At 34.4% G+C, this 2176-nt stretch carries 2 protein-coding genes; one reads left to right on the forward strand and one right to left on the reverse strand.

The genetic code is table 11. The annotated features are described in order from the left end of the window. The coding region (locus ACFX4W_RS00425) for a V-type ATP synthase subunit I domain-containing protein (protein WP_377558886.1) at nucleotides 1-924 on the forward strand (924 nt) is incomplete at its 5' end. Nucleotides 925-1364: 440 nt separating this feature from the next. Here the strand turns inward: ACFX4W_RS00425 and ACFX4W_RS00430 are convergent. Beyond that, nucleotides 1365-1940 (reverse strand): MEDS domain-containing protein, encoded by a 576-nt coding sequence (locus ACFX4W_RS00430; RefSeq protein WP_377558888.1) that lies wholly within the window; start codon nucleotides 1938-1940, stop codon nucleotides 1365-1367. Nucleotides 1941-2176: the final 236 nt, after the last annotated feature.

Raw genomic sequence — 2176 nt, forward strand, 5'->3', positions numbered from 1 at the left:
AACTACATGAACAAACGTGGCTATGACATTGAGCGTGGCGAGCCGAGCGAGCTGCAGCATAAAAGTGTTCATGAATTTAAGAAACAAGAACGAGAAAAAGAGCTAAAGCAATTGGAACAGCAAGTAGCTCATAAGGAAAAAGAGATTAAAAGAATCGACATGGTTCGACAAATGAAAGAAACAGATATTGTAGAGATACGTAGTGATAAGCGAATTGAAGAACTATGCAGCCAACCTATTGAACTGGAGGCGGCCAAGACAGTCATGGGTTCCAAAGTAAAGGTGGAAGAATCAGATTTTCATGAGCTTATTAGTCTTACCAAAGAGCTGCAGCAAACATTGGCGGCCGAGCATGAGCGTACGCATGCGTTGAGTCACGAAGTGGATCGTTATGAGAAAGAGAATAAAGCATTAAAGCATGATTTGAGCGAGACTAAGCAAGAATTGCAGATATACGTGACGCATCAAGATGGCGAAGTGGAGAAGGCTAAGAAACAAATGCGCCAGAAGCTCGTCCGTGATTTTTCAGCTGAACAAAAAGAAAAGGTCAAAGATGAGGTTAAGAGAGAGCTAGAGAAGCAATATGAAGCTCATATAAGCTCTCTGAGCGATGATTTAATGGTTGAGAAGCAGAAACATGAGAAAACGAAAAAAGAGCTTGTAGAGGCAAATGAAGTGAATAATAGCTTAACAAAAATGAACATTGATTATATAGAGAATTATGTACCAAAAGAAGAGCTTGATAAAGTGAATCACGAGGTTAATGAATTACGAAAAGAAAATAAGACATTAAAAGCTTGGAAGGAAAAAGCATTGAATTGGATTGATAAGCATGTTGAGAAGATGAAGCAAATTTCATTCTTTCAACATGTTGGTGGAATTCAAAAACGAAATAAAAGACAAGATCAGGAAATTGAAAGATAGTGATATAAAATTTAGCTAAGAACAGCAAGCATAAGAGCAATTTGAGTCAACAGAATCTCCTTCAAACTAGAATCAGTACAGGTAGAGTGTTGTTCTACTAAAAATAATAGTTCTCTGTTGAATAATAGGAGTTCGTATCTATTTAACATGAGGTTTCTCCTTTTTTATACAAACTATTTTTTAAAAGCTCTTAGCAAAATAAATAGTTTTATATACACAAAAAAGCCATCTCATTCTATGGGCATTGGCTTTGCATAGAAATGAGATAGCTTTTTTACAGGGTTCGAACGTATAACAATTATCGAAAAGATAGCTGCAAATTAATAGTATCATCTTTTTTCCATAAAAACTATATTTTTCCGTTATAGAATTAAAGGAGTGGTAGCTCTAAAAAGAGAAATAAAAAACGCTTAAGCAATTATACTCAGTGTTCTTTTATTTTATTTCATATCAGTCGATGATGGATATTGTTCAGAGAGGATTAAATCATCTTCTACAAGAACATAAGGGTGTGTTTCCATCAAAATATTCCTAAGGTATTTTGGCATTCTTTCACTTTTATACGCACAAATTAATGGGAAGGATAATTGATTCACAGCGCTATCCACTATCTTTTCAAAATCTTCGATTAGATGCAGAGGATCTTCCATACTACTCCATTCTACATGTGCCCATGATCGAAAAGAAATTCCTTTTTCTAGGTAAGGCTGTACAGTTTTATTAAAGTAATCGAGAATTGCAGGGGGATGATAACTACCACTTGAATAATAGAAATCGAAATTGTTAATACGGTTTATCATTTTCATTTGATCTGTGGTCAATAGTGTTTTTAGTTCGTTATGAATGAAAGGATATAAACGGTCATTTTCAATAATAACAATGCAATCTCCCGCAAAAATTCCATCCTGGATATAATTTACGGCTTGTTTTATATAACTCTCTGACTCGTTATAGGAATACAGTACATGAACACTCTTTTGGTCTTCAAACAACTGATTCATTTTATTTTTGAACACATAATCCCTTCTTTCTTCTATCTCTCTAATTATACTTGGACTATGTAAATTGAATACAGTGGTAATTTTTTTATTTATACTTTATCGTAGCTTAACATATGAATAAAAGGTGCACTTTTTATTCATTCTTTCACTAATCGCTTACTGAAAAAACGTTGGTTTATCAAGGATGTATAAAAAGCTGCATACTCCGGAAAAAGAACCCTCGGCGGAACCGTTCTGCGACAAGGGTTCTT

The organism is Priestia sp. YIM B13489 (genome assembly GCF_042787645.1).
GTDB classification, from domain to species: domain Bacteria; phylum Bacillota; class Bacilli; order Bacillales; family Bacillaceae_H; genus Priestia; species Priestia megaterium.